The organism is Faecalibacterium butyricigenerans (assembly GCF_020687345.1).
Lineage (GTDB): Bacteria > Bacillota > Clostridia > Oscillospirales > Ruminococcaceae > Faecalibacterium > Faecalibacterium butyricigenerans.
The window spans coordinates 85,659-104,487 of record NZ_JAJEQL010000006.1 but is presented as its reverse complement, the minus strand read 5'-3'; the positions used below and the strand labels follow the sequence as shown (position 1 = coordinate 104,487).

Sequence of the window (18,829 nt, the reverse complement as noted above, 5' to 3'; positions counted from 1 at the left end):
ACCGCCTTTACCGACTACCGCATCGAGCAGCAGGAGGACGAGATCGTCCCGCTGCTCTCCGATGAGGAGTGGGAGGATGCGGCAGATACCTACATTGAGATGTGCGATGAGGCGCTGGACTACTACGCCGACCATGGCGAACCCATCGACATAGACAATGACGTCGAGCTGGGAGACCTGCTCGTTGCCATGCTCTTTCCCCTCGGCATCTCGGCCATTATTTGCTTTGTCCTGTACAGCCAGATGAAGACGGCCAAGCGGAAGACCCGGGCCGATGAGTATATGCCCGGCTTCGCCCTGCGGGTCAAGCGCGACCGCTACACCCACACCACCCGGGAGCGGGTCTATGACCCGCCCAAGAAGGAGTCAAGCTCCTCCGGCGGCTCGTCCACCGACTCCGATGGCTTCGGCGGCTCGTCGGGAGGGTCGTTCTGAAATAACCTCTCAGTCTCGCATTCGCTCGACAGCTCCCCTACCGAGGGGAGCCTCTGGCGAAGAGATGAAGCTTTCCGCCATGCCAAGGCCTCCCCTCGATAGGGGAGGTGGCACGCCGTCAGGCGTGACGGAGAGGTTTAACAAAAAAGCACCATGCTGCGTCATGCGGCATGGTGCTTTTTCGATCTCGGATTTACAGCATCTTGGAAAGGAATGCCTTCAGGCGGGGATGCTTGGGGTTGGTGAACAGCTCCTGCGGCGGCTCATCCTCCTGAATGCGGCCCTCGTCGATGAAGATGACGCGGTTGGAGACTTCGCGGGCGAAGCCCATCTCGTGGGTGACCACCAGCATGGTGATGCCGGTATGGGCCAGCTCTTTCATCAGCTCGAGAACCTCACCGACCATCTCGGGGTCGAGGGCGCTGGTCGGCTCATCGAAGAGGATGACGTCCGGGTCCATCGCCAGCGCACGGGCGATGGCGATGCGCTGCTGCTGGCCGCCGGACAGGCTCTTGGGGTAGGCGTTGGCCTTGTCGGCCAGACCCACGCGAGCCAGAAGCTCGTCGGCGCGGGCAGAGATGGCCTCTTTGTCCTTGAGCTTGAGCAGGCTGGGGGCCAGCTCGAGGTTCTTCTTGACGGTCAGGTGGGGGAAGAGGTTGAAGTGCTGGAACACCATGCCCATCTTCTGGCGGACGGCGTCGATGTGGTCATCGTCCACCTCCACGCCCTCAAACTTGATGCTGCCGCCGGTGGGGATCTCCAGCCGGTTCAGGCAGCGCAGGAAGGTGGACTTGCCGCAGCCCGAGGGGCCGATGAGGCAGACCACGTCGCCGCGGTAGATGTCGATGTCGATGCCCTTCAGCACGTCGAGGGTGGGGGTGGGCTGCTTTGCGCCCTTCCGCTTTTCGCCGCCGTAGGTCTTGGTCAGACCGCGGACTTCAAGGATCTTATCGGTCACTTTGTGCCAGCCTCCTCTCAAACTTTGCGAGCAGCCATGTGAACAGCATCACCAGCACCAGATAGATGAGGGCGACGCCGCACAGGGGGAACATGGCCTCGTAGGTGCGGTTCATGATGCCCTGTGCCGCATACAGCAGCTCTTTGCCGCCGATGACGGTGATGAGGGACGTATCCTTCAGCAGCATGATGAACTCGTTGCCGAGGGCGGGAAGCACGGCGCGGATGGCCTGCGGGATGATGATGACCACCATCGTGGTTATGTAGTTGAGGCCGAGGCTGCGGCCGGCCTCCATCTGGCCGGGGTCAACGGCCATCAGGCCGCCGCGGATGATCTCGGAGACATAGGCGCCCGAGTTGATGCCCAGCGCCAACGCGCCGACCATCGTGAAGTTGCGGCTGTTGGCAAAGATGACCATGCTCATGATGAGCAGCTGCACCATCATAGGCGTGCCGCGGATGATGGTGGTGTACACCTGACACACCGCGTTGAAGAAGCCCAGCACCGGATTCATGCGGCCGGTGCGCTGCTGGTCGTGGGCCACACGCACCAGCGCCACCACGCTGCCCAGCGCGACGCCCATCGCCAGCGCGATGGCTGTGACCAGCAGGGTGGTGCCCACGCCGTTGATGTACTGGAGCCAGCGGTCCTTCAGGATGAATGCCTGATAAAACTTAAAGAAAATGTTCTGCCCGAAGCTGAGCGGCGTCCCGCTGTTGAGAAGCTCTTTCAGCAGCTCGTATTGTGCGGCCATTCGCATCCTCGCCTTTCTTTTTGTAAAAATTTTGTAACCGGTGGATTTCAAAAAAGGGGAGGAGCCTTTTCAGGCCGCCTCCCCCTGACGCGGAAAGAAACGCGCTGATTATTCAGCGGTGATGTACTTGTCCACGATGGACTGCAGGGTGCCGTCTGCCTTCAGCTCTTCCAGAGCAGCGTTGACAGCGTCTTCCAGAGCGGTGTTGCCCTTGGCCATGCCGATGGCGTAGTCCTCCTCGGCGTAGCTGGTGTCCAGAAGGACCAGACCGGGGTTGGCAGCGACGAACTCCTTGGCGGGGGCATTGTCGATGACGACAGCGTCCACCTGACCGTTGTTCAGAGCCTGCACAGCGGTCAGACCATCGTCGTAAGCCACGACTGCATTGTCGCCGAAGTCATCGGAGCAGTAGATGTAGCCAGTGGTGCCGCGCTGGGTGCCGATCATCTTGCCGGCCAGATCGTCGGGAGAAGCGATGTCAGAACCCTCGGGCACGATGATGGACTGGATGCCGGTAGCGTAGCTGTCGGAGAAATCCATGACGTTCTTGCGCTCGTCGGTGACGGTGACGCCAGCCATGGCGATGTCGGCCTTGCCCTGCTGGACGCTCAGAAGAGCAGCGTCAAAGTCCATGTCGTCGATCTGCAGCTCGAGGCCCAGCTTGTCGGCGATGGCCTGAGCGGTATCGATATCAATGCCCTCAAATGCGCCTGCATCGGTGGTCATCTCGTACGGAGGGAAGGCGGCGTTGGTGGCCATGGTCAGCTTGCCAGCCTCAACGGTGGTCAGCTCAGCAGCGGCAGCGCTGGTGGAAGCAGCCTCGGAAGAAGCAGCCACAGAGCTTGCAGCGGAAGAAGCGGTGGAGGCAGAGCCGCCGCAGGCGGTCAGAGCCAGAGCAGCAATGGTCAGGCCGGAAGCAGCGAGAAAGCTGCGGCGAGAGATCTTTTTCATATTCAAACACTCCTCTTTATGTGCATATCATTTGCAGTTCTCTGCTGCGATGCGATTCATCGAAAAATCAGAGAGCGTGTTTAGTATAGGTTGTACAATTTGAAAAGTCAAGTGTTGTGCAAAAATTCCATCAAATTGAAACCGAATTGCAAACAATTATGCAGAATATTGAGGATGAAGTATGAATATATGCAAAACCTCTCCGTCACGGCTTCGCCGTGCCCCTGCCCGGGTTGCGGCTCCCAGCGTCTGCTTCGCTGCCGCTTGCATCCTGCTGGCCGCTGCCCCAACAGCGATTCCCTGTTTCCGCCACTGGCGGCGGTCGTCGCCGTTGCCTACCGAGGAGAGGCCTTGGCATTCCGTAAAGCTTCATCTCTTCGCCAGAGGCTCCCCTACAAGGGGAGCTGTCTGCGAAGCAGACTGAGAGGTTGTACGAAGGAGCGCCTGCCCTACGCCGTCAGGCGTGACGGAGCGGTTAAATCTCTCGCGCCAGCTCCTCCCTGCTCCGCTTGGGCACACAGTAGTTGCGGTCCTCGTCCAGATAATATTTGATGCCCGTCTCTTCGGTCATGGGCACGACCTTGGCGGTGTGGGCGGGGTAGCCAAGCGCCACCATGAAGGCCAGCTTGTCCGGCTCGGCGATGCCCAACAGCTCGCTCAGGGCAGGCTTGTTGATGGCACCCATGATGCAGCTGCCCACGCCCTTGTCCCACGCGGCAAGGGTGATGTTGGCCAGCGCGATGCCGGTGTCGGTGTTGAGGTCGCCGGGGATGGCGCTGTCCTGCACGACGGCCAGATACATCACCGGCTGCTTGTCGGCTTTGGGCGTGCCCTGCTCCGGCGGCAGATAACCGGCCCACTTGACCAGCGGGTGGACTTTCACCACCATCTCAGGGCTTTGCACCACCACCAGCTTCACGGCCTGACGGTTCGCGCCGCAGGACGAAAGGCGCAAAGCCTCGACCATATCCTCCACCACATCCTGCGGCACCGGCTTCTGGGCGAAGCGGCGGTAGGTGCGGCGGGCGGCAAGCGTTTCCATAATAGACATCAGCGGACACTCCTTTACTATATAAGTACAGCCTGATTATAGCATAGGCGCAGGCGCAGTGCAAGGAATTTGGATGCGGCAGAAAACACGGACAAGACACGTCTGCGAGATGAAGAAATGAGAGAAAAATCCATAAATCTGAGATAAAAAATGATGATATAATGTTAATGAACGCTAACATACTGGAAAAATATTGACAAAAAGCAGGAGATGACCTATCATTAGTTATAGCAAACTAACCTCCTTTTGCGGAGACGCGCAAAGGAAAACAAGAAGAAACAAAACAGTTTATGAGGTGCAAGAAAATGACTAATATGACTCGTCGTAATTTCCTGAAGAGCGCTGGTGTGATGGCTCTGGCCGTGGCAGCAGCGGGTGTTCTCTCTGGCTGCGATAGCAGCAAAAATCCTGTGATGGCAGATGTTGAAGTCCAGTACTGGTATGAAAGCGCTCTTTTTGGTCAGAAGCAGGTTGACGACGGCTCGTATACAGAAACCGTCAGTGTCGTAAAGGGCGGCAATGTCAAGAAGGAGCAGATCGAGGAGACTCTGAAAAAGATTCGTACAAATCAAGGCTTTAAGCTGAAGAACGAGGGGCTGACAGAGTTTGACGTTGACTGGACGGCAGAAAAGCCAGTTGCGAAAATTGAGATGGTCCTTGCATAATTGAAACTGCGCGATAAAACGCATTTTTGAACAAAGAAACACCCGTAGCACGTTTCCATATCATGGGGAAACAGCACTGTGGGTGCTTTTTGTTGTTACAGCTTATTTGCTCTTCCACCCATGCCCCTTTGGCATGGGCAGGCCCAGAACCAGCGCGATGCCCACGGCCAGCGCGACGGCGACCTTGAAGGTAGAGATGCCGTTGGCCAGTGAGAGGGCGTTTTCGCCTTGGATGAAGTAGTAGGCCGTGTAGTAGATGCCTGCGCCGGGCACGAGGGGGAAGATGCCGGTGAGCAGAAAGACCGTTACCGGCGTTTTGAGCAGGATGGCGAAGAGCCGGGACACCAGCGTCAGCGGGATGACCGCGATGAGGGAAGCCGCCGCGGCATCGGCTCCGTATAAGACCGCCAGCTCATAGACGAACCAGCCCGCTGCGCCCACCAGTGCGCAGCAGGGGAGGGTGCGCCGGGGGCAGGCGAAGAGGATGGCGAAGCTCAGCGTCCCCGCCCCGGCCAGAAAGAACTGAGCCACCAGCTGGCCGATCTGGGCATTTGTCAGCGTCATCATACCACCGTCACCCCCGTCAGGATCGAAGTAAGGCTCAGCACGAGACCGGTGCCGATGGCGATGCTGGCTGCGATCAGCAGGGCGTCGATCATCCGGATGGTCCCCGAGAGGTAGTCGCCCTGCACGAAGTCCCGGATGCCCATGGTGAAGGCGATGCCGGGGGTCAGGATCATCAGGGTGCCGATGATGGCATGGCTGGACTCGATGCCCAGCAGGGAGCACCCGACGATGCAGACCAGCGTGATAAGGGCCGCCGCCGAGATCTTGCGGAAGCCGCTGGATAACCCCTTTTTCTCGCAGAGCAGCAGATAGCCGCTGACGAGGAAGCCGGCCACAGCCGCTGCCAGCGCCGAGCGCACCGTGCCGCCGAAGATGAGGGCGAAGCAGGCTGCGCCGCTCATCCCGGCCAGAAGCTGGGTCCGGCCCTTGGGAAAGGGGATGCGCCGGGCCTCGGCCAGACGGCACTCAGCCTCGTCCAGCGTGACGCCCCCGGCGGCGATCTGACGGGAAAGGGCGTTCACCGCCACCACCCGGCCCAAGTGGGTCGTCCGCACCGGTACGTTCCGCACCTCGGCGATCTCCGCCGTGCCTGCGCTGGCGAAGATGCCGTTGGTCAGCACATAGACGTGAAACTCCCGCAGATGGAAGCTGCGGGCCATGATCTCCATCGTCTGCTCCACCCGAAAGACCTCCGCTCCGTTTTCCAGCAGCGTCTCGCCTGCCGCCATGATGAAATCCATGATGCGGCGGCGCTGCTCGTCGGTGGGGTATAACTCTCTGCTGTCCATTCCGGCCCTCCTTGTCCTGCCTGTCAGAGGCGGACCTGTTCTCTCCTGCTATACTTTATCACAATTCCCGGAGCTTGCAAAGGCGTCTTTTCACATTTTCGCACAACTTCCGTCCTTGCCGTCGGGGGCGCAGTGTGTTACACTGATACTGACTATGAAAATGTCGAAAACGACAGGAGGAAAATGACTGTGAAGCAGAGTCTGAGTTTCGCGCGCCGTCTGGCGGCGCTGGTGCTGGCAGCGGTGATGCTGTGTGTGGCTGTCCCGGCGGTGTTTGCCGAGGATGCCGCGCCCGGGGCCACCACCATCGGCGGCGCAAACACCACCCTCGTCCCGGGGGAAGAAGAAAATTGTCTGAGCTGGCTCTTCGGCTCCAAAGATAAGATCACCATGCCCTATCTGAACATCAAGGGCAAGGGCCTGCGCAGGAACGTGACCCTCGACCTCGTGGACTGCCTCGTGGGCATCACCTACACCGAGCTTGGCTCCATCGGCAGCTATGTCAGCGCCAGCGCGGCGCAGGAGGCGTGGAAAGCGCAGGCCGTGGCCATCCACTCCTACCTCGAGTACCACAAGCAGTACGGCTCTTCGGCCAACGCCCTCATCTATACCCCGGTGGAGGACATCCCCGCCTCGGCCCGCTCGGCCATTCGTAAGGCGGTGGAGTCGGTGAAGGATGAGGTGCTGACCTACAACGGCAGCGTCATCGATGCCGTCTGGTCGGCCAGCGCGGGCTATAACACCCAGACCGGCGTTTACGGCACCTGTTCCAGCCTCGATGCGTGGGGTTCGGATGTGCCTTACCTCAAGAGCGTCGAAAGCCCCTACGAGCGCCAGTATCATGAAAAGCTCCGCCGCGTCATCGGCAAGGACTACGACTACATCGAGTACAAGGACAGCCGCACCGGTGAGCCTTACCAGAGCGCCGATACCACCCACAAAGACCTCGGCGGCTTCGTCCAGTACAACACGCTGGTGTCCAACGGCCGCAGCTACCGCTACATCAACCAGTTCGTGTCCTCCCGCTACTGCTTCGATTTCAGCGCAGATGCTGCGGGCGTGCCCTGCATGAACTACTATGGCTTCGGCCACGGCGTGGGCATGAGCCAGTGCGGCGCGGTGGGCTATGCTGCCGAGGAGGGGATGGGCTACCGCGACATCCTCAAGCACTACTACTCCGGCGTTTCCATCCGGACGGTGGGCAGCGGCAGCTCTTCCGGCGGCGGACTGTTCAGCTGGCTGCGCCGCCTGCTCGGGATGTAAAAAACGAAAGGAATTGCGCAAAATACTTCTCAAATGAGGCGCGATTTGGTATACTGTACACGTTTGTACTCAAGAAACGGCTCTTTTGCGCTTCACGTCCCGAAATCGCTGGGACGATACGATAAATGATATTAGGTGGAGAGAACGGAATGCAGTTGGAGAAGGAAAAGAAAGAAAAGCAGGAGCGGGAGCGCTGCCGTGCACTGGCGCAGCGCATCGCGGAGGAGGCGGCTGCCGCCTCGGCGGCCCTGCTGGGAGAGCAGAGCCTTCTGCTGACCAAGGCGCTGCGCCGGGCAGGCGTAGCGGCAGAGGCGTGGGCGGAAGGCTCGGAGGCAGAGCTTCTGGTCGTGGTGGACCCGGCCTATGAGACGCTGCCGGAGAAGCTGCCCGCCCGGGTGCTGCTGGTGAGCAGTGAGAGCACCGTCATGGCGGGCTGGGCCGAGCAGCTGGCGCAGAGGGGATATTTCCGCGACTTCGGCTGGCGCAGCAAGGGCCGCGCCCAGCAGTCCGCCCTCTTCTGTGTCTCCCAGCCCACCGGGTATAAGATGGTGCGGGGCTATGAGCTGGAAATGGACATCCTGCGCGACCGGATGGTGCGCGCCGAGCGCACCTGCGGCGAGGAAGCCGAGCTGATCGCCCGGCTGCGCAGCGACCTTTCCCTCAGCCGCAGCCACGAGCAGCAGCTGGAAAAGACGCTGGCCGAAGTGACCGGCTCGACCTTCTGGAAGATGACATGGCCCATGCGCTACGCCGTCAGCAAGAGCCGCCAGCTCTGGCACACCCTGCCCCTCTTCGTCCTGCTGCGGGAGCTGCGCCGGGGCGGGATCGAGGGCGTGCGGGAGCAGGCCCGTGCCCGCCGCGAGTATGCCGCCCTCTTCCCGGGCAGGGTCATGCGCGCGGACCGCTTCGCCTCGGCGGAGCTGCTGGTGCATCAGGCGGAAGATCAGCCCGCAGGCCCCAAGATCAGCATCGTGGTGCCCCTGTACAACACCCCGCTGGACTTCCTCGAGGAGCTGCTGGACTCGGTCGTGAACCAGACCTACCGGAACTGGGAGCTTTGCTGTGTAGACGCCGGCACCGCCCCGGGCGTGGGGGAGATGGTCCGGCAGCGTGCCGCCGCAGACCCCCGCATCCGCTACCAGAAGCTGGAAAAGAACGAGCTGATCCCCGGCAACACCAATCAGGGCATCGAGATGGCCACCGGCGACTTCATCGCTCTGCTGGACCACGACGACATCCTCCACCCCTGCGCCCTCTGGTATGCCGCCAAGGCCATCGCCGAGCAGGGGGCCGACTTCGTCTATACCGACGAGGCGACCTTCGAGGGCAAGGTGGAGAATGTGGTGCTCTACCACTTCAAGCCCGATTTCATGCTGGACAACCTCCGCTCCAACAACTATATCTGCCACCTGACCCTCTTCAGCCGTCGGCTGATGGACGCCGCAGGCGGCCCCGAGCGGATGGAGTACAACGGCAGTCAGGACTACGAGCTGTTCCTCCGCCTGACGGAAAAGGCGAGGAAGATCGTCCACATCCCCCATGCCCTCTATTACTGGCGCTCCAGCCCCGGCAGCACGGCCAGCGACATCTCCGCCAAGACCTACTGCATCGACGCGGGCATCGCGGCCCTCAAGGCCCATTATGCCCGCTGCGGCGTGGCCGTGGACGATGTCTCCCTCATCCCGGGTACGCCGGGCTATTACAAGACCGACTACACCATCGCCCATCCGGGCCGGGTGAGCATCCTCATCCCTACCTGCGATCATATCCACGATCTGGAGACCTGCGTGGAGTCCATTTATGCCCGCACGACCTATCCGGATCTTGAGATCATCCTCATCGAAAACAACAGCAAGGCCCCCGAGACCTTCCGGGCCTACGAGCGGATGCAGAAAGAACACCCCGACACCCTCAAGGTCGTCACGTGGGAGGGCAAGGGCTTCAATTACAGCGCCCTGAACAACTTCGGCGAGAAGTTCGCCACCGGCGAATATCTGCTGCTCCTCAACAACGACACTGAGGTCATCACGGCCGCATGGCTGGAAGAGATGGTCATGTACGCCCAGCAGAAGCGGGTGGGCTGCGTGGGCGCAAAACTGCTCTACCCGGACGATACCATCCAGCACGCCGGCGTCGGCTTCGGCATCGGCGGCGTGGCGGGCCATCTGCACAAGTATTATCCCGCCAGCTCCGACGGCTATATGGGACGGCTGAACTATGTACAGGACGTCTACGCCGACACTGCCGCCTGTCTGCTCATCCGCAAGGAGATCTACGACGAGGTGGGCGGTCTGGATGAGAGCTATGCCGTGGCCTTCAACGATGTGGACTTCTGCGTCCGCGTTCGTCAGGCAGGCTACACCAACGTCTTCACCCCCTTCGCCCAGCTCTACCACTACGAGAGCAAGAGCCGCGGCGTGGAGGACAACCCCGAAAAGCAGAAGCGCTTTCAGGGCGAGGTGCTGCGTTTTCAGGCCCGCTGGGGCGACCTGCTGGCTGCAGGCGACCCCTGCACCAACCCCAACTTCGACATCCAGCGCGAGGATTTCAGCCTGAAGATCCTGCCGCTGGAATAAACAAAAGAGGAACAACCTCTCAGTCTCACTTCGCTCGCCAAGGCCGGGTTGCGGCTCCCAGCATCCGCGGCGCTTCGCTCGCGTCTTGCTGGCCGCTGCCCCAACAATGACTCCCTGTTTCCGCCACTGGCGGCGGTCGTCATTGTTGCCCCATCGAGGGGGAGCCTTTGGCATGGCGGAAAGGTCTGAGCCATAAAACAAGGAGCATAAAACTTGGAACTCTCTGCTTGCATCGTTGTTTATAACGGCTGCGACGAAGCCCTCCGGGCGGCGCAGACGGTGCTGCAATATACCCGCCGCCACCCGCTGACCCTCTATCTGGTGGACAACGCTAGCCCCGACGGCAGCGGTGCACGGCTGGAAGCCGCCGTCCGGAGCGGCGCTCTGAGCACCCTGCCGGGCCAGCGGGTGGAGGTGCGCTGCCGGAAGGAGAACGGCGGCTTCGGCACCGGCCACAACACCATCCTGCCCGAGCTGACGAGCGATTATCACTTCATCCTGAACCCCGACATCCAGCTCACCGCCGACACCCTCAGCGATCTGGCCGACTGGATGGCCGCCCACCCGGATGCTGTGATGGCCCGGCCGGGGCTGTGCTTCCCGGACGGTCGCACCCAGCATCTGCCCCTGCGGCGCTGCGCCCTCCGGCCGATGGTCTACCGCCAGCTGCCGTTCCTGAAATTCTGGGAGAAATATAACCGCGCCTATCTCATGGAAGGGGAAGACCTGTCAGCCCCTGTGGAGATCGAGTTCTGCACCGGCAGCTTCTCAGCGGTGCGGACGGCAGAGTTCAAGGCCGTGGGCGGCTTTGATGAGCATTACTTCATGTATGTGGAGGATGCGGACCTGACCCAGAAGATGCGCACCAAGGGAAAGGCTTATCTCGTGCCCCAGTACACCGCCATCCATGCGTGGCACCGTGCGGCCCACCGCAGCCTCAGGCCCTTTCTGTGGCAGACCGGGAGCCTGCTGCGGTATTTCTGTAAATGGGGGTTCAAGTTCTGAGTCCCTGCCGCTGCGAAACAAGAGAGCGCCCGCCACAAAATTTTTGAGGCGGGCGCTCTTTCCTTGCTTTTTTTTCGATTTGATAGTAGAATAAGGTGTAATACTATCGCAAGCCTGCACGGTGAGCAGAGTGTATTGCGCAACATTGTTTACAGCGGACGCAGCTCCGCTTTGAATCCATACAGGGCAGGGCGGACACGCCGCCGTGCCTTGTACAAGCTGCACAACTTTTTTATTTCATAATATAAGGAGTGCACAAAATGAAAGGTATCATTCTGGCCGGCGGTGCCGGCACCCGGCTTTATCCGCTTACGATGGTCACCAGCAAGCAGCTGTTGCCCGTCTACGACAAGCCGATGATCTACTATCCTCTGTCCACCCTCATGCTGGCGGGCATTCAGGACATCCTCATCATCTCTACCCCCACCGACACGCCCCGCTTCGAGGCGCTGCTGGGCGATGGCAGCCAGTACGGCATCCATCTGCAATATAAGGTCCAGCCGTCTCCGGACGGTCTGGCGCAGGCCTTTATCCTCGGCGAGGAGTTCATCGGCGACGACTGCTGCGCCATGATCCTCGGTGACAACATCTTCTACGGCAACGGTTTCTCCAAAATCCTGAAGACCGCCGTGGCTAACGCGGAGAACAAGGGCCGCTGCACCGTCTTCGGCTACTATGTGCCGGACCCCGAGCGCTTCGGCATCGTGGAGTTCGACGGAAACGGCAAGGTGCTCAGCGTCGAAGAAAAGCCCCAGCACCCCAAGAGCAACTACGCCATCACCGGCCTGTACTTCTACAACAAGGAAGTCGTCCGGATGGCAAAGCAGGTCAAGCCCTCCGCCCGCGGCGAGCTGGAGATCACGACCCTGAACGATATGTACCTCAAGCAGGATGAGCTGGACGTCCAGCTGCTGGGCCGTGGCTTTGCATGGCTGGACACCGGTACGATGGACAGCCTCGTGGAGGCAGCGGACTTTGTGCGGATGATCGAGAAGCGTCAGGGCATCAAGATCAGCGCCCCCGAGGAGATCGCATTCAAGTACGGCTGGATCGACCGCGACACCCTGCTGGAAAGCGCCGAGCGCTACGGCAAGAGTCCCTACGGCCAGCACCTCAAGAATGTGGCTGACGGCAAACTGAAGTATTAAGAGAGGCGGTATCCGCATGAAAATCATTGTTACCGGCTGCAAGGGCCAGCTTGGCACCGAGATCATCAAGCAGCTCCGGGAGGGCCGCAGTGAGCTTGGCCCTCTCCCCGAGAAGCTGATGAACGCCACGGTCATTCCGGTGGACCTGCCGGAGCTGGACATCACCAACTATAAGATGGTGGACGACTTCATCCGCCGCCAGCGCCCGGATGTCATCATCAACTGCGCCGCCTTCACCAACGTGGACGGCTGCGAGGTGAACCATGACGCCGCCTTCAAGGCCAACGCCATCGGCCCCCGCAATCTGGCACAGGCGGCCACCAAGACCGGCGCACGGCTGGTGCACGTCTCCACCGACTATGTCTTCTCCGGCCGTGAGAACGGCGGCATCCCGCAGGATGAGGCCACCATCCCCGGCCCCATCAGCGCCTACGGCTCCACCAAGCTCATGGGTGAGAAGTACGTCGAGCAGTTCTGCCACCGCCACTTCATCGTCCGCACCGCATGGCTCTACAGCTACTACGGCAAGAACTTCGTCAAGACCATCGTGAACGCGGGCCGAAAGTTCGGCAAGCTGGAGGTCGTCAACGACCAGTGCGGCAACCCCACCAACGCCGTCGATCTGGCCCACGAGATCTTACAGCTCTGCGTCACCCACGAGTACGGCCTGTACCACTGCACCGGCGAGGGCATCTGCTCCTGGTATGATTTCGCGTCTGAGATCATCCGTCTGTCCGGCGTGGACGCCACCGTGGCCCCCTGCACCAGCGAGGAGTACAAGTCGAAGCACCCGGACAGCGCCGACCGCCCCAAGTGGAGCGCTCTGGACAACCGGATGCTCCGCTGCACCGTCGGCAACGACGTCCGCGACTGGAAGGACGCGCTGGCCTGCTTCTTTGAGCACTGGGACGGCGACAACGGAATGAAATAATAGCCCTCTCAGGCCGCTTCGCGTCCAGCTCTCCCAGAGGGAGAGCCACTGGCGTGCCGGGCAGGCAAAGCTGGACGCCGGAGGTCTGATTGGGCAGAAGCTGCCGGGCCTTGCGACAGAGGCCAACTGCTGTAAATCCAGACAGCGGAGCACTGAGGCTTCCGATAGAAAAAACTTTGTTCAGTCAGAAAGGGCTTTGCCGACACGCCAGTGGCTCCCCCTTTGGGGGAGCTGTCACCGAAGGTGACTGAGAGGGCAAGGCCGCTGAAAAAGAAGAGAACACTGAGGAATATATCATTATGAAAAAATATCTTATCACCGGCTGTGCCGGTTTTATCGGTTCCAATTTCGTGCATTATATGCTCAAGAAGTACCCTGAAATTTTGCTGGTCAACCTCGACAAGCTGACCTATGCCGGCAATCTTGAGAACCTGAAGGACGTTGAGGGCGACCCCCGCCACGTCTTTGTGCAGGGCGACATCTGCGACAAGGAGCTGGTCGAGAGCCTGTTCGCAAAGTACGATTTCGACTATGTCATCAACTTCGCCGCCGAGAGCCATGTTGACCGCTCCATCAAGAACCCCGAGATCTTCGTCCAGAGCAACGTGATGGGCACCGTCAACCTGCTGCAGCGTGCCAAGGAGGCTTGGTACGACGCCGACGCTAAGACTTGGAAAGAGGGCAAGAAGTATCTGCAGGTGTCCACCGATGAGGTCTACGGCGCTCTGGGTGCCGAGGGCTTCTTCATGGAGACCACCCCGCTCTGCCCCCACAGCCCCTACTCCTCCTCCAAGGCCAGCGCCGATATGTTCGTTATGGCATTCCACGACACCTATGGTATGCCCATCAACATCACCCGCTGCTCCAACAACTACGGCCCCTACCAGTTCCCCGAGAAGCTCATCCCGCTGATGATCAACAACGTCAAGCACCACAAGCAGCTGCCCGTCTACGGCGACGGTATGCAGATCCGCGACTGGCTGTACGTTGAGGACCACTGCAAGGCCATCGACATGGTCTGCAACGGCGGCAAGGTCGGCGAGGTCTACAACGTCGGCGGCCACAACGAGCGCCCCAACATCTTCATCGTCAAGACCATCATCGAGCAGCTCCACGACCGCCTCAAGGACGACGGCATCAGCGAAGACCTCATCAAGCACGTCGCCGACCGTCTGGGCCACGACCGCCGCTACGGCATCGACCCCACCAAGATCAAGAACGATCTGGGCTGGTACCCCGAGACTCCCTTCGAGAAGGGCATCGTCCTGACCATCGACTGGTACCTCGACCACGAGGAGTGGATGGAGCACATCACCAGCGGCAACTACCAGAAATACTACGAGGAAATGTACAAGAATAAATAATCTCTTGTAAAACTCCAAAAGCAAATGAAACGCCCCTGTCCGGGAGATTTTCCGGACAGGGGCGTTTTTGTGTATCAGATAAAAGTGTCAGAGCAGGTCGGCGGCGAGGAGCAGAAGCGCTGCGGCGGCTACACCGTCCGAGCCATCCTTGTATTCGCCGATGGGAGTAGAACTCCAACCAGTCCCGCGGTAGATGGTGCCATCCTTATATTCACCAACCTCGCGGGAATGCAGGCCGAGACCGGTGTAGATCGTGCCGTTCTTATACTTGCCGATAGCGTCCGAGTGCAGGCCGCAGCCACAATAAATCGTGCCGTCCTTGTACTCGCCGACTTCGCTCGAACTCCAGCCTGTGCCACGGTAGACCGTGCCATTTTTCGTCTCGCCGACACAGTCGGAACTCCAACCAGTTCCGCGATAAATCGTTGCCATAAGATAACCTCCTCAAATTTTATTTAATTCATCTAAGAGAATCTTAGCATAAAAATTTCGTTCGTCTTGAATTGTAGCGGAGCTTTTCATTTCACCACTACGATATTCGTTCCGAAGCCCCGTGTCCAGGAACAGCCTATATGAAAAAGGAATGTCTTCATAATCATCTTCAGAAGGCACATATCTTTTTGGAACACCAAAACCATCGTAAATAAAATCGGAAGTTTTAGTTCCGTAACGCTTTTTATAACTTTCAAAGAGTGAGAAGGCGGAGTCGGTTCTGAAAAGGCTATGGGAAATCGCATTAAGGTTGGCGCGCTGTATTTCATCTTCTTTAATGTCAGCATTGTTCATACAACGAAGATATTCATCTTGGGTCATATTTCTGTGACGAGAAGGGTCGAAATGAAATTTATAAATTTTCTTGACATAAAAATCTTCATAGTAATGATTTAGCAAAACACGAAGATCGGGATTGTGAATATTTGCGGTGATTGTAAAACTAAGAACTGAAACGATATTCTTTACCTCGTTATCATCAAACTGGACGAGCCTTTTCAAAAGAGCGGGGGAAGTAAAGCTTTGGGACATTTGTAGAACGAGATTACGCAAGTCTCTAACCTGAGTGAGGTTGTTTTGGAATTGTTCGGAGTTGAGAATCGCGCGTCTTTTTGAGCCGAAAAGGTCTAACATAGAAAATCCTCCTCAAAATCTCGGATAAATTCTGTTGCCATCTGAATTATAGCAGAAATAAACTGACACAACAAGTGAAACAGAATATAAAAAGTGCCAAAATTTGCAGTATTGTCCGATACAATATGACAAAAGGATGGTGACAGAGTTGTACGAAGAGATGTTTTCCCGGCGGCTGGCACAGCTGAGAATGCAAAAAGGCGTTTCGGCTCGGGATATGAGCTTGTCGCTGGGGCAGAACCATGGATATATCAACAGTATTGAAAACGGAAAAACATTTCCGACTATGACGAACTTCTTCTATATCTGCGAATACCTCCACATTACGCCGCAGGAATTTTTCGAGGACGGCAACGCTGACCCGGAGACGATACGGGGGCTGGTGGAGAACCTGAAAAAGCTGGATGGGGAGCAGGTGGATGCCCTGTCGAAAATCGTGAATGGGCTGGTACGGTGATGGATGCAAAAAGGCCGCTGCGCGAAAAACGCAGCGGCCTTTGCCGTAGAAGCTTATGCGGATTTTGGCTTATCCAGTGCTTTTATTTCCTCAATGGGAAGATTCGTATACCGGGCGATCGTCTCATACGGAAGTCCATCCGCAAGCATCGACTTTGCGCTTTCAACAGACTGTGCGTGGCGTGCCTCGCTTGCAGCCTTTTCGGCGGCCTCCGCTCTCATCTCTTCCATTGCTCTGCACATTGTTGCCACTCCCTTCTTATCTTCTTTAAAATAGCGCACCCTCTGTGCCAGAATGGGATAACTCATATCATCCGGGTCTGTACAAGAGAAATCGTGCATCAGCCTGCCCAACGCCGTCTCATCTTTGATTTGAGAGTTCACATAGATAATATGTGCTTCATCGCCAAAAGACTCGCCGGTTTCCTCAATGATGCGGTTGATGTGATAAATAGGCAGGCTCCGCTTCAATACATCCCGTTCCGTAATAAAAATTACATAGGTTTCATTCAGTGCGTCGTAGGCGTCGCCCGCTTCTGTCAGGTTCGCGTCGAGCAAGCTGCTGTTGTACCGTGCACGCTTGGCTCCTGCACCTCGGTCGCTGCGCTGTACTTCGATATTGTAGACCTGATTGCTCTTATCAATGGCCAGAATGTCCAGCCGGACAGAACGGCCCTGTAGATTTTTTAGGTCATGCTGCCCGTGAACCTCTTGTACGATCAAGTCGTCCCGGTTCAGGATGATCTGGAGCAGAAATTCAGCGCAGGTCTTGTCCTCAAAAACCTTACTCATGAAGTCATCGTCCATGAGGCGGAAATTGCGGATGTATTGCAGATCCTTCTCGTGTTTACGCTCGAAATCGAGCTGCCTTTCTTTTTCGGCTTCTGCCACTGGTTCACCTGCTTTCTGCTTCGGGTCTAAGGTAAGAATACCATAAAATCGTTGTTTTTACAATAGCGGATAAAAATAACGGGCTGTCCGTATAGAACAGTCCGTTATCATAAAAGATTCGATTCAGTGCAAGTTTAGCCGAGGCTCACGCCCATCCGGCGGGCGACGGTGAGCAGCTCGCAGCCTTCGGGGACGTTGCGGGTCTTGCCGGCGATGTCCTCGAGGCGGTTGGCGATGACGCGGTTGTTGACCATGGCGACGGTGACGCCGTAGCGCTCCATCTCCACCAGTTTGGCAGCGTAGCTGCCGAACTGGGTGGCCAGCACGCGGTCGTAGGCGCTGGGGCTGCCGCCGCGCTGCATATGGCCCGGGATGCAGACGCGGGTCTCCATGCCGGTCTTCTTCTGGACGGCGGCGGCGATGCGGTTGGTGGCGGTGGCACCGTAACCGGCCTCCGTGCGCTTGGCCATCCACTCCTTCCGCTTCATACCGGCCTCCTCGGTGTTGATAGCGCCCTCGGCCACGGCGATGATGGAGAAGTTGGAACCCTTGCGGGCGCGGCGCTCGACGGCGCTGCAGACGCGGTCGATGTCATAGGGCATCTCGGGCAGCAGGATGATGTCCGCGCCGCCGGCGATGCCGGAGTAGAGGGTCAGCCAGCCGGCCTTGTTGCCCATGATCTCGATGCACATGACGCGGCTGTGGCTGCCGGCGGTGGTGTGGATGCGGTCGATGACCTCGGTGGCGATGTCCACGGCGGTGTGGAAGCCGAAGGTGACGTCGGTGCCGTAGATGTCGTTGTCGATGGTCTTGGGCAGGCCGATGATGTTCAGGCCCTCCTGCGCGAGAAGGTTGGCCGTCTTGTGGGTGCCGTTGCCGCCGAGGCAGAGCAGGCAGTCGAGCTTGGCGTCCTTATAGGTCTTTTTCATGGCGGCGACCTTGTCGATCTTGTCCTCTTCCACCACGCGCATGAGCTTGAAGGGGGTGCGCTTGGTGCCGAGGATGGTGCCGCCCAGCGTCAGGATACCGCGGAAATCGTCCTCGGTCATCTCCTTGTAATCGCCGGTGATGAGGCCGTGGTAGCCGTTGAGGATGCCCACGATCTCGACGTTCTCGCCGAACCGTGCATACAGGGCCTTTGCCACGCCGCGGATGGTGGCGTTCAGGCCGGGACAGTCGCCGCCGGAGGTCAGGATGCCAACACGTTTTTTCATATTGAATAACCCTCGTTTCTTCCGATTTCAGGAGCAGGTAAATGATACTATAAGAGTATTCCCAAAGGGGGCAGGTGTCAAGAGGCGGGGCTGAAAAAAGCCGTGAAAACGCCGGGGCGGGCGGGGACGAAAAAACATGAGCAAAAAAATCAAAAAAGTGGTTGACAAATGGGAGAAGAGGCTGTATAATATTCCTCGTCAGTAGCGCTTCGGTGCTGAGGGCCGAACCAAATAGTGGGGATTTGCATAGTGGTAGTGCGGTAGACTCTGACTCTACTTGTGGGAGTTCGATTCTCTCATCCCCAACCAGACCGCAGCCCGTTGGGTTGCGGTATTTTCGGGGCATAGCGCAGTTGGTAGCGCGCCTCGTTCGGGACGAGGAGGCCGTGGGTTCAAATCCCGCTGCTCCGACTTAAAAAATCCAGTACACATTTGTGTACTGGATTTTTTATTTAGTTGAGCGCGGGATTTGAACAAGGCGGCCTTGCGCAGCAAGGCAAGCAATCAGCCCAGTGGGCTGTTGCTTAGCCCGCGGGTCCCAACGGCTAGGAATGTCAACAGTTGGTGACTACCGTACACATTTGTGTGCCGGTCTTTTTCTATCTTTGCAGGGCAGTGGGATTTTTAGGTTTCTCTATCTCTTTCCCTGAAAATATGGTAGAATAGTACCACTACGACACAGGGAGG

General features: G+C 58.3%; 18 protein-coding genes, 2 tRNA genes and 1 pseudogene. 11 read left to right on the top strand and 10 right to left on the bottom strand.

Features of this window, described 5'->3' with window-relative positions; genetic code table 11:
• Nucleotides 1–435: pseudogene (locus tag LKD23_RS04220) on the top strand (TPM domain-containing protein); the annotation flags it as partial.
• A gap of 193 nt (nt 436–628) precedes the next feature.
• On the opposite strand, the gene LKD23_RS04215 reads toward LKD23_RS04220, so the two are convergent.
• From LKD23_RS04215 to LKD23_RS04200, 4 genes are all read right to left on the bottom strand, one after another.
• Nucleotides 629–1,393, bottom strand: a complete 765-nt coding sequence (locus tag LKD23_RS04215; protein WP_330221117.1) for an amino acid ABC transporter ATP-binding protein — start codon at nt 1,391–1,393, stop codon at nt 629–631.
• A complete protein-coding gene (locus LKD23_RS04210; protein WP_227620553.1) occupies nt 1,383–2,147 on the bottom strand; it encodes an amino acid ABC transporter permease in 765 nt (254 codons plus the stop codon). Before LKD23_RS04210 ends, LKD23_RS04215 begins: the two co-directional genes overlap by 11 nt.
• Nucleotides 2,148–2,255: 108 nt before the next feature.
• Nucleotides 2,256–3,098 carry an amino acid ABC transporter substrate-binding protein gene (locus LKD23_RS04205; protein ID WP_227620552.1) on the bottom strand — a complete coding sequence of 281 codons (843 nt, stop codon included), beginning with the start codon at nt 3,096–3,098 and terminating at the stop codon, nt 2,256–2,258.
• Nucleotides 3,099–3,573: 475 nt separating this feature from the next.
• Nucleotides 3,574–4,149: a nitroreductase family protein gene (locus tag LKD23_RS04200; protein ID WP_227620551.1), complete on the bottom strand. Its 576-nt coding sequence runs from the start codon at nt 4,147–4,149 to the stop codon at nt 3,574–3,576.
• A gap of 305 nt (nt 4,150–4,454) precedes the next feature.
• Between LKD23_RS04200 and LKD23_RS04195 the strand changes: the two genes are divergently transcribed.
• Nucleotides 4,455–4,814, top strand: coding sequence for a twin-arginine translocation signal domain-containing protein (locus tag LKD23_RS04195; protein WP_227620550.1), 360 nt, complete (start codon nt 4,455–4,457; stop codon nt 4,812–4,814).
• 102 nt (nt 4,815–4,916) lie between these two features.
• On the opposite strand, the gene LKD23_RS04190 is transcribed toward LKD23_RS04195, so the two are convergent.
• A complete protein-coding gene (locus LKD23_RS04190) occupies nt 4,917–5,378 on the bottom strand; it encodes a threonine/serine exporter family protein (RefSeq protein WP_227620555.1) in 462 nt (153 codons plus the stop codon).
• On the bottom strand, nt 5,378–6,169 hold the full coding sequence (locus LKD23_RS04185; protein ID WP_227620549.1) for a threonine/serine exporter family protein: 792 nt from the start codon (nt 6,167–6,169) through the stop codon (nt 5,378–5,380). Before LKD23_RS04185 ends, LKD23_RS04190 begins: the two co-directional genes overlap by 1 nt.
• Before the next feature lie 183 nt (nt 6,170–6,352).
• On the opposite strand from LKD23_RS04185, the gene LKD23_RS04180 reads away from it, so the two are divergent.
• The 6 genes from LKD23_RS04180 to rfbB all read left to right on the top strand — a co-directional run bounded on the left by LKD23_RS04180 (nt 6,353) and on the right by rfbB (nt 14,456).
• Nucleotides 6,353–7,432: a SpoIID/LytB domain-containing protein gene (locus LKD23_RS04180; protein WP_227620548.1), complete on the top strand. Its 1,080-nt coding sequence runs from the start codon at nt 6,353–6,355 to the stop codon at nt 7,430–7,432.
• 149 nt (nt 7,433–7,581) lie between these two features.
• Nucleotides 7,582–10,008, top strand: coding sequence for a glycosyltransferase family 2 protein (locus LKD23_RS04175; protein WP_227620547.1), 2,427 nt, complete (start codon nt 7,582–7,584; stop codon nt 10,006–10,008).
• A gap of 213 nt (nt 10,009–10,221) precedes the next feature.
• Nucleotides 10,222–11,013 (top strand): glycosyltransferase, encoded by a 792-nt coding sequence (locus tag LKD23_RS04170; RefSeq protein ID WP_227620546.1) that lies wholly within the window; start codon nt 10,222–10,224, stop codon nt 11,011–11,013.
• Between the two features lie 260 nt (nt 11,014–11,273).
• Entirely contained in the window at nt 11,274–12,161 is an 888-nt protein-coding gene (gene rfbA, locus LKD23_RS04165; protein WP_227620545.1) for a glucose-1-phosphate thymidylyltransferase RfbA, read from the top strand.
• 16 nt (nt 12,162–12,177) lie between these two features.
• On the top strand, nt 12,178–13,092 hold the full coding sequence (gene rfbD, locus LKD23_RS04160; protein WP_227620544.1) for a dTDP-4-dehydrorhamnose reductase: 915 nt from the start codon (nt 12,178–12,180) through the stop codon (nt 13,090–13,092).
• A 299-nt stretch (nt 13,093–13,391) separates the two neighbouring features.
• Nucleotides 13,392–14,456, top strand: coding sequence for a dTDP-glucose 4,6-dehydratase (gene rfbB, locus LKD23_RS04155; protein WP_158395064.1), 1,065 nt, complete (start codon nt 13,392–13,394; stop codon nt 14,454–14,456).
• A gap of 87 nt (nt 14,457–14,543) precedes the next feature.
• On the opposite strand, the gene LKD23_RS04150 is transcribed toward rfbB, so the two are convergent.
• Both LKD23_RS04150 and LKD23_RS04145 read right to left on the bottom strand, forming a co-directional pair.
• Nucleotides 14,544–14,888 (bottom strand): hypothetical protein, encoded by a 345-nt coding sequence (locus LKD23_RS04150; protein WP_227620543.1) that lies wholly within the window; start codon nt 14,886–14,888, stop codon nt 14,544–14,546.
• Nucleotides 14,889–14,900: 12 nt separating this feature from the next.
• Nucleotides 14,901–15,581, bottom strand: a complete 681-nt coding sequence (locus LKD23_RS04145) for a hypothetical protein (protein WP_227620542.1) — start codon at nt 15,579–15,581, stop codon at nt 14,901–14,903.
• 136 nt (nt 15,582–15,717) lie between these two features.
• On the opposite strand from LKD23_RS04145, the gene LKD23_RS04140 reads away from it, so the two are divergent.
• Entirely contained in the window at nt 15,718–16,038 is a 321-nt protein-coding gene (locus tag LKD23_RS04140) for a helix-turn-helix domain-containing protein (protein WP_431834209.1), read from the top strand.
• Between the two features lie 53 nt (nt 16,039–16,091).
• Here LKD23_RS04140 and LKD23_RS04135 read toward each other — a convergent pair whose 3' ends face one another.
• On the bottom strand, nt 16,092–16,928 hold the full coding sequence (locus LKD23_RS04135) for an Rpn family recombination-promoting nuclease/putative transposase (RefSeq protein ID WP_227620540.1): 837 nt from the start codon (nt 16,926–16,928) through the stop codon (nt 16,092–16,094).
• Nucleotides 16,929–17,062: 134 nt separating this feature from the next.
• Nucleotides 17,063–18,142, bottom strand: coding sequence for a 6-phosphofructokinase (locus LKD23_RS04130; protein WP_227620539.1), 1,080 nt, complete (start codon nt 18,140–18,142; stop codon nt 17,063–17,065).
• A gap of 235 nt (nt 18,143–18,377) precedes the next feature.
• On the opposite strand from LKD23_RS04130, the gene LKD23_RS04125 reads away from it, so the two are divergent.
• Nucleotides 18,378–18,451 (top strand) — tRNA-Gln (locus tag LKD23_RS04125).
• A 29-nt stretch (nt 18,452–18,480) separates the two neighbouring features.
• Nucleotides 18,481–18,553 (top strand) — tRNA-Pro (locus LKD23_RS04120).
• Nucleotides 18,554–18,829: the final 276 nt, after the last annotated feature.